General features: G+C 37.2%; 6 protein-coding genes and 1 rRNA gene. All 7 read right to left on the bottom strand.

Annotation, left to right across the window (positions count from 1 at the left end; all coding sequences use genetic code 11):
• Positions 1 to 500: 500 nt before the first annotated feature.
• The 7 genes from AC33VI_RS19380 to rrf all read right to left on the bottom strand — a co-directional run bounded on the left by AC33VI_RS19380 (position 501) and on the right by rrf (position 9,542).
• Positions 501 to 3,491 (bottom strand): UPF0182 family protein, encoded by a 2,991-nt coding sequence (locus AC33VI_RS19380; protein ID WP_491783901.1) that lies wholly within the window; start codon positions 3,489 to 3,491, stop codon positions 501 to 503.
• A gap of 305 nt (positions 3,492 to 3,796) precedes the next feature.
• The gene (locus AC33VI_RS19375; protein WP_491783900.1) at positions 3,797 to 5,020 is read right to left on the bottom strand and encodes a class I SAM-dependent methyltransferase; all 1,224 of its coding nucleotides are present in this window, start codon (positions 5,018 to 5,020) and stop codon (positions 3,797 to 3,799) included.
• 40 nt (positions 5,021 to 5,060) lie between these two features.
• The gene (locus AC33VI_RS19370; RefSeq protein ID WP_491783899.1) at positions 5,061 to 6,290 is read right to left on the bottom strand and encodes a methyltransferase domain-containing protein; all 1,230 of its coding nucleotides are present in this window, start codon (positions 6,288 to 6,290) and stop codon (positions 5,061 to 5,063) included.
• A gap of 149 nt (positions 6,291 to 6,439) precedes the next feature.
• Positions 6,440 to 7,432: an NAD-dependent epimerase/dehydratase family protein gene (locus AC33VI_RS19365; protein WP_491783898.1), complete on the bottom strand. Its 993-nt coding sequence runs from the start codon at positions 7,430 to 7,432 to the stop codon at positions 6,440 to 6,442.
• A complete protein-coding gene (gene rfbF, locus AC33VI_RS19360; protein WP_491783897.1) occupies positions 7,410 to 8,264 on the bottom strand; it encodes a glucose-1-phosphate cytidylyltransferase in 855 nt (284 codons plus the stop codon). The genes AC33VI_RS19365 and rfbF overlap by 23 nt, the downstream gene beginning before the upstream one ends.
• A gap of 253 nt (positions 8,265 to 8,517) precedes the next feature.
• Positions 8,518 to 9,294: a DUF1350 family protein gene (locus tag AC33VI_RS19355; protein ID WP_491783896.1), complete on the bottom strand. Its 777-nt coding sequence runs from the start codon at positions 9,292 to 9,294 to the stop codon at positions 8,518 to 8,520.
• A gap of 130 nt (positions 9,295 to 9,424) precedes the next feature.
• Positions 9,425 to 9,542, bottom strand: a 5S ribosomal RNA gene (rrf, locus tag AC33VI_RS19350).
• Positions 9,543 to 9,556: the final 14 nt, after the last annotated feature.

Genomic DNA, 9,556 nt, shown 5'->3' with positions numbered 1-9,556 from the left:
TGCAAGGGAGATTTTTTAAAGCCTGGCAGCTTTTCAATCAATAAAAGGCAAATAAGTAGTCGTGCCAAATTACAGCCGTTTTCAGTTGAATAGCTCTCTGGGAAAATTTACTAGTTCGTAGTTTTTAGTTTTTAGTTCTTAGTTCTTAGTTTTTAAAGTTTAATTATGTGGTCTACCCATGTGAAAAGCGCAGTAATTGACTAGTGAAGGATAGGTAGCAGGTAGTAGGTAGTAGCACCTAATCCCCCCGTCTCCTAGTCCCGTCTTCGCGGGATAATATCTCCTAGTCTTCTAGTCTCCCCGTCTCCCAAATGTGTAACTAATTTTGCTTAGGTACTTATAGTTGTTTTAAATAAGAATTGTCTGAATTGAATATTGGATAAGTCTTCCCTAACCCCCATCCCCTAATCCCTATCCCCTCGAACCAATAACCTAGAAGTTACAAAAATTAATTAGAACGACTATATAAGCTAGAGGCTCAATCAAATATATTATTTGAACTAAAGTGGATCTAAATCTTCAACAGGACGAATAATTGCCTTAGAATCTTGGGCTGAGGGCTGAAAAACAGCATCAATCCCTTCTTGTAAAGTTTCTGCCATCACAATGCGATTTTCATAAATGACGATCACTCTAGCTAAAGCGGGCAAACTGTTTTCTTCGGCTTCGATGTATAAAGGCTCGACATAGAGTAAAGATTGTTCGATGGGGATGATTAAAAGATTGCCTTGAATTGCTCGCGATCCTTCTCGATTCCAGAGGGATATTTGTTGAGAAATAACTGGATCTTGATTGATTAAGGCTTCGATTTGATTGGGTCCATAAATTAGTTTTTGTTTGGGAAACTTATAAAGTAGGAGTTTGCCATATTCTGCACCGTCGGATCTAGCTGCCAGCCAAGCAATCAGATTAGGGCGACTGGTGGGGGTATAGGGATGTAGCAGGATAAACTCTTCTGCCTCAGCAGTGGGCAGTTTCATAATTAAATAGTAGGGAGATACTGCTTGAGATTCTGTACCGTAGATTTCTTGGGGGATTTGCCATTGATCTTCTCGATTATAAAATACCTGAGGATCTGTCATGTGGTAGGTAAGCAATCTCTCCGACTGAATGCTAAATAAATCTTCTGGGTAACGGATATGACGGCGTAAGTCTAAAGGCATAGCTGTCATCGGTTTAAATAGCTGGGGAAAGATTTTCTCCCAAGTTTGCACTATGGGATCTTCATCGGCGACATAAAAATCTACTTTGCCATTGTAGGCATCTACTACTACTTTGACGGAATTGCGGAGATAGTTAAAGTTATTTTCTCCAGGATCGGAATAGGGATAGCGATCGCTTGTAGTGTAGGCATCAATAATCCAATATAAATTATTTTCGCCGTTGGTTGGACTTTTTGCAGCTACCAAATAGGGATCGCGGTCATAATTGAGAAAAGGCGCGATCGCTTTAATCCGTTTTCTGATATTTCTTCTAAATAGCAGTTTAGTATCGGTGGTAAAATTTTGGGCGAATAGCATTTGCCAATCTTTGAGATATTCAGCAAACAAAACCCTACGCAGATAATTACCGACTTTAATTCCCCCCGTACCATCGTAGACGGTATAAACGTTTTCCTCACCGCTAGGAAAGTCTAACTCCCTGACTTTGGTGGAAGTCATAATATAGGGATTGGTTAATTCGCCGTAATAAATGCGGGGTTTGCCAATGGGAATGCTATTGCGAATTATCTCATCGGATACCGTTAGTCCTCCAGATTCTCTGCTTCCCACGCCAATATCTTTAACGTAATAGTATGGCAACCCACCTTGAGTCACCTGATTTACAGGAGATAGGGTAAAGCCATAGCCGTGAGTGTAAATTAAATGTTCGTTAACCCAAGTTTTGGCAATATCGATTACTTGGGCGTAGTCTAGTTCTCTGGCAGCAATGATTACCTGTTGTTTATCTCCATTAACTACAGTGCCGTCTTTGCTCAAAAGATAGCGATCTATATCTGCATCGTGAAATTGATAATAGGGGCGGATTTGTTGTAATTGACGATTGGTTTGTAAAATTGGGCGAGTATCCCAAAGACGAATATTTTTAATCGTAGAATCGTTATTTTGTATATCTTGAGCGGTTAGTTCTCCTTGGGGATTAAAAGTTTGTGCTTCAATATTATCTAAATTAAAAGCCTTACGAGTCATAGTAATACTGCGTTCTATATAAGGCTTTTCTTTAACTAATTCATTGGGTTGGACTACTAAAATTTGGACGGCAGCACTAAATAAATTACTCAAACAAAAAATCAAAAAATAGCTTGTAAAAGGCAAGATCAAAAAAAGAATTTTCTGAAATTTTAGTTTTTGTCCTGGAGGTGCTTTATAACCAACAAACCCTTTATAAAATAACCACAGCGCGCCAAAAATCGAAACTACTGTCAGACATACTTCTATGGGTAATTGAACTTTAATATTGGTATATCCAGCCCCATAAACTACCCCCCGAGAACTATAAAGTAACTCAAAGCGATTGAGCCAATGTTGAATTGCCAAGGCAATTGTCACCGTACTTCCTAAAAAAGAAAGATGGCGCATTTGTTTTTTGTCGAAACCAGGAAAACGCCCTTCCGAAAGACTATTTCCTGAGAGTAAATAAGACAAACTACAAGCAATTAAAGTAGTACCAAATAAACCCAAAGACCAAGTTTCAATTAACTGCCAGAGAGGCAAGCGAAAAATATAAAAACCAATATCTTGATTAAATTGCGGATCGAGATAGTTAAATCCCGTAGGATTAAAAAATTGCAATACTTTAAACCAGTTACCCGCTAAGATAAAACCGAAAACCGAACTAATCGTAATTACCGTAGCATTAATAGCAGTTCTGGTTTTCAATAACAAAAAGTTCACCAGAACTGCCACTATGATAATTCGTTCTAGGTTACGCCATAAAAATGCGTTAAAATTAATCCCATCTAGAGCAGGTTGCAAACTCAAAGTGATTTTTGGCAACTGATAGCTAGTCTGCCAGATAGCCAAAGCCATTCCCGTATAATGGAATAAAATTACAATTAAACTTACAGATAAAGCGATCGCAGCTAACAACAATAAAGGTAATTTTAAACGGGGAGAATATGTTTTTTGACTGGGATAAATACGAGGTTTTAATTCTTTACCTGAAAGGATTTTATTGGTGCTATTAGCAATTAATTTCTGTTCTTGGGGCAAATAAGGAACTCCCACATCGTACCAATCATCCTTGGGCAACCACTGCCATCCCCAACGGTTTGCCAACCAAAGATTTATGCCTGCAAATAAACCTGAAATACTGGCAGCCAACAACCACAAACAAAATTGACTGATGCTACGAATTGCAAAGGTTGCCAGATAATCGACTTCTCGAAACCACAAAACTTCGGCAAACAATCTTGCTGCCCCTTCAAACATCAGCCACAAGCCAATAATAATTGCCCCTGTAATTATTATTCGTCGATAAAATCGTTTCATTGTTTAGCTTCGCAATATCCGTAAATTCAATATACTCGAATTTTTAATCTAAGGGACTACTTTCGATAAAGCGATCGCACTAACAATTTTAAACTTTAAAATAATAAAATAGAGGAGGAATAAAATATCGCAGTATTTTTAAAGACTTGCCATAGCAATATTGCTTAATAAGTACTTAAGCAGAATTATCTGTATATTCCATATTTTCCTAACCCCTAACCCCTAACCCCTAAACCCAATCTCAACTATCCAATTAATTTTGCACAACTACTTAGTAATCCTTAGCAGTCTATTTCGCTCCTGAATTACAGTGCTACCACTTCAGCTTGTACGCCCATATCTTTGAGCATGGCACTAATTTCTTCCGTGTAGATAGCATTCATAATAATCACTTTATCGGGTTGATAGGTTTTGAGAAATTCAGGTGACATAATTTCTTTACCTACCCCAGGAATATATTTACCGTGACGGTGGGGATTAATATCAACTGCATATTCAATCTTATCGATAGTGTTGAGAGTGGTTAAGAAAGCTACGCATTTAGATCCCGAACCCCAAACTACTACTTTTTCTTGTTTGGCTTCCGCCTCTTCAAGATAATTTTTCCAGTACTCTAACTTGGCATCAATTTTAGATTTAAACAGTTCCACATCTTGGGCTACATCTGCCACAGTCTCTTCAAAAGGATGAACTTTATCCGAAGAAGAAGGTATGGGTTTAGCTTCAATTAAAAGATATTGATCGCCATAGTCACAATATAGATCGGTAACTTCAAAACCACTATCGCGGAACAAACGAGCTAATGTTCCTGGACTAAAGTAAGAACAATGTTCGTAGTAAATATCTTCAAAAGCCTGTTCTTTCAATACTCTAGTATTGTCGGGAATTTCAAAAACTACGACTGTATTGCGATCTCCTATGGATTTACGGACGGTTTTAATAAATTCAGCAGTGGGTTGAATATGTTCTAGGGTATGACGACAGCAAATAAAGTCCCCAACATATTCGGCGTGCTTTTCGGAATAATAATCTTGAATAAAAGTAACGCGATCTGCTGCTTCACTCTGGACTCTACCAGGAACGACACTAGGGTCAATCCCTACTCCACGGTTATTTCCCAACTCGCAAAGTAGTAATAAAAAGTCTCCTTTACTACAGCCAATTTCGATAATATCTTTATTATGTAGATCGTATTTAACAACTAAATAGTTAGCCAGTTTGAGAGAAAACTTATTGAAGGTAGGAGAAAAGCTTTGCTGATCTTCATAGTTGGGTGCGTAAGCCGACCATTTAGGATCGAATTCTGTATTGGTAATAAAACCACAGCGATCGCAAAAACCTAAAATCACATCTCCACAAGGAAATTCTTGGGCTTGAGTGCGATCGGACATCATTAAGCAGCTATGAACGGGAACATTTTTTACTTCATAAAAGACAGAAAGCTCGTGATGACCGCAGTTAGGACAAGAATGCTCTATTTTATGGGAATTAAATGATGAGCTAGTATTAGGAATTAAATTTTGTAACATAATTAATCACTCCTCTAATATTTAAAAATAATTTTTCTGACTATACAATTCTAGGTTCGGGAATCGGAATAATAAATTTTCCTCCCGATTTTCGATATTCTGCTTGTTGTTGCATAATTTCTTCAGCGAAGTTCCAAGCCAAGATCAAAACATAGTCTGGTCGATCTTCTAACAATTTTGTCGGAGGGAAAATCGGCAAATGATTAATTCCCATATAAAGACCGTGTTTAAACTTATTGAGATCCACCACATAATCCAATAAATTTTTGTCTATGCCTAAATAGCCCAACATAGTCGTTGCTTTAGCGGCAGCACCATAGCCAGCAATGGTTTTGCCTTGTTGTTTGAGTTCCCAAAGAATATCTAACAAAGACTGTTTAAATGTTTTAACGCGATGGGCAAAATCGCGGTAATAGCTCAAACTATCTACTTGAGATTCTTTTTCCGCTCGTAGCAAAGATTTAACTGATTCTTCTACTGCTTCTTGGGGTTCGATATACAAGCGCAAAGAACCACCATGTATTTTAGTATGGTCGATTTTATTCAGGTAGAGAGAATGTCTTCGGAAAAGTTTGTCTAAGGCGGTAACAGAAAAATAACAGAGATGTTGATGATAAATTGTATCGAATTCACAATGTTCTACTAAATCGACTACATAGGGTGCTTCGATAACTGCAACCCCAGTATCTTTTAATAAGATAGATATACCTTCTACAAAACCGTTTAAGTCGGGAACGTGAGCTAAAACATTGTTAGCCAAAAACACATCCGCTTGCTTCCCTTCATCTTTCAGCTTAGTTGCTAATTCCCTCCCAAAAAATGTACAGATAGAATCCACTCCATTGGCGATCGCTACTTCTACTGGACCCGATGCAGGATCGATCCCTAGAACGGGAATATGGCGATCAACAAAGTTTTTCAGCATATAACCATCATTACTCGCTGCTTCAATAACCAGACTACTACTATCAAGCTTTCTAGTTTGAATTAGATTTTTAGCACTATCGCCAAAATGTTTGAGCAAAGATGGAGATACAGAAGAATAATAAGGGTAATCTTGGCAAAATAAAATTTCAGGAGGAACTATTTCTGTGATTTGTACCAAACCGCATTCAGGACAAAAAACTAAGTCTAATGGAGCGGTGTATTCAGGTAAATCTAGCTGTTCTCTTGTTAGCAGATTGTCAGCTAAAGCAGTATATCCAAAAGAGATAATTGACTCTAAAGAAGATCCTCCGCAAGAAAGACAACTTGATTTATGATTATTCATATTGAGAGCTCTTACTAGATAATTGAATTTTTGGTTAGATTAACAGGGGGCAATCTCAAAAGATTACCCCAAGATGTTTTATTTTTAGAGAGCCAATAATATTGAGCTTTGTCAACTATAAAAAAAACAATATTCTCTTTACTCAAGCCCTATTGCACGACGCTTAATGTTTCCTTTTTCCAGCGCAATTCATTGTCTAACAGATCGTTGCCGATTAAATATTTGATGTGAGCTATTCTTTGATATTTAGTTCCTTCAAACTCCTCAAGAGTTAAACCTACTTTTTGATATACCTCATATAATTCTGCTGCACCTTTACGAGCATCCCATTGTGGTTTAAAGTTAGGCAGAGTTTTAGCTATTTTGCCACAGTTAACTCGATAACAACGTTTATCTGGCCCAGCATCTGGTGCATATTCAATACGACAGTTAGGCACTGTATCCTTGACGATTTCTGCCAATTCCCTAATTTGATAATTATCTTCATTACGACCGACGTTAAAAGCTTCGTTATGTATTAATTCTTTAGGAGCTTCTAAAACAGCAATAAAGGCTCGGGAAATATCTTCAATATGAACTATCGGTCGCCAGGGAGTACCATCACTTTTTATGTATACCAAACCTTTGGTAAATGCCCAGGCAACTAAATTATTCAGAACTAAATCAAATCTCAATCGAGGAGAAACACCATAAGCTGTAGCATTACGTAAAAAGGTAGGGCTAAAATGATCATCAGCTAATTGACTTACCTCTTGCTCTACTTTCACTTTAGAAACGCCATAAGGCGTAACAGGATTGAATGCAGAGTTTTCATCTAGCCAGTCCTCCCCTCCAGCACCATAGTTACTGCAAGAAGATGAGAAAATAAAGCGTTCTACTCCAACCTGCTTAGCTAATTCTGCCAGTTTAACCGAAGCATCATGGTTAATTTCTTGAGTCAGCTTGGGGTTGAGATTGCCTAGAGGATCGTTAGAAAGACCAGCCAAATGTAGGACTGCATTATATCCCTCCAAATCTTGCAATTCTACATCTCTGATATCTTTTTTAAGTTCGGGAATCTCAACAATACCTTTGCCAAAAGTACTTCTAGAGTATAAATCTGTGTCTAAACCAACTACCTCATACCCTTTGTCGAGAAGCATTGGTATCATTAAAGTTCCGATGTACCCCTTGTGACCAGTCACCAGTATTTTCATATTTTTGTTCCTCCCAAGTTTTCCAAGGTGCATTACCACTAGCCCATAAAGCTTCTAATCTACGTTTATCTCTCAATGTATCCATACATTGCCAGAAGCCATCATGTTTGTATGCCATTAATTGACCATCTTTAGCCAATCGCTCTAAAGGCTCTTTTTCCCATTGAGTTTCATCCCCATCTATATAATCAAAAATTTCTGGTTCTAAAACAAAGAAAGCTCCATTAATCCAACCTTCTTTTGTTTGAGGCTTTTCCGAAAATTCAGAGATTTTATCGCCATCAAGATCCAAATGACCAAAACGGGCAGGAGGACGAACAGCAGTTAGAGTCGCTAGTTTGCCATGGGAGCGATGAAAAGCTAGTAAATCTTGTAAGTTAACATCAGAAACTCCATCGCCCCAAGTCAGCATAAAAGTTTCTCTACCAATATATGGAGCAAGACGCTTGATACGACCGCCAGTATTAGTCATCAATCCCGTATCAATTAAGTCTACGTTCCAATCCAACTGGTATCCACCATGGGTTTTTACCTCTCCATTACGCAAACCCACAGTCAAATTGCTATTTAAGGCGCAATAGTCAACCATATATTTTTTAATTACAGCACCTTTATAACCCAAGGCAATCGTAAAATCCTTGAAGCCATATTGATGATAGTGCATCATAATATGCCATAGGATTGGTTGTCCCCCAATCTCTACCATGGGCTTGGGTTTATTTTCTGTTTCTTCCGATATTCTTGTGCCTAAACCACCAGCAAGAAAGGCTACTTTCATATTGTTCCCCCGCTTTAAGCGTATGAGACTTAAACAAAATAAGACTACTTTTTAATAATCTAAGTATTTTCACTAATATGCAAAGATTAACTTAACATTGGTTTAATTGTAAATACAGAAATAGTATTTCGATTTAAAGTTTTGGTAAAGTTGATTTTTAGAGTATGGTTAACCAAAAATCTTTAGTTAGAGCTAGAGTTTTTATTTCTTTTAAACCTTTTAAATTAAGTATATTTAACTCTTAACATTAACTTTAAAAAGCTGACATCGGATTTAACCAAATTACCATTTCTTGTTTAAGCCGCTCTAAATTTCTAGACATACTTTGATTTAACCATTGTCCTATGGCATCCATGGGAGTGTATAGTTTTCCCGTTTGCCATGATATTTTTTGATTTAAAGGAGTTAAATGATTTCCTATTAAGGTTTTAGTAATACTTGTCTTAGGAAATATATCTTTTAACCAATGATTTAGAATAAGTGTTTGATCTAGATTATCTTTGTCAAATTTAATTAAAAGGTTGCGACGAACGCTGTAATTTTCAACTATTATCTTCTGAGTTTCAAGAGGAGAAGGATCGAATTCTACCTCAAAAATAGGTCTAATATTAAATTGCTCTAAAAGAGGTACTGCTTGTGCTGCAGGATAATTATTAAAAGATATTAAAATATTACCCGAACGCTCTACTTGATACAAACTACTAATTAAAAGATGCAATTTACAGCCCATACTATGTCCGAGACCATATACAGGTAAATATCCTTTAGTAATTCTGTTAGCTTTTTTTAACCTTTCTATAACTGTTTCAAAACTATTTAAAACTTCGCGGGCGATCAAAAAATGATCGAAAGTGTTAATAAAAGGAGTTGCAATAATAATGTAACCTTCTTGAGCAATCTGCTCTAATAAGCAGCGATAAGATATTTGAGGTGCAGTCGCAACAAAAGCTCCCCCCAAAAAATGTATAATCCCAACAATTCTATTGTGAGGCAGGTAAACCCAATTGCGCGATATCTCTTGCCACTCCATAATGTATTTAAGATCTGGTATGTATCCTTATCTTTGATTTAAACTTGCTAAAAGAGTAGCAGAATAATTCACATAAAAGCAATAAACCATCCGATGTAGATGGCTTTAGAAACTAAAAAATAAAAAAAGAACCTGGCACTGAGCTATTTTCCCAGGAGGCTACCCTCCAAGTATCTTCGCCGCAACAGCGTTTCACCATCGAGTTCGGGATGGGGTCGAAGTGGTTCCACCGCGCTCATAGCACCAGGAATATCTGTGGGAT

Source organism: Waterburya sp., assembly GCF_058530065.1.
The sequence above is the reverse complement of the archived record's forward strand: the minus strand, read 5'-3'. Positions and strand labels throughout refer to the sequence as shown.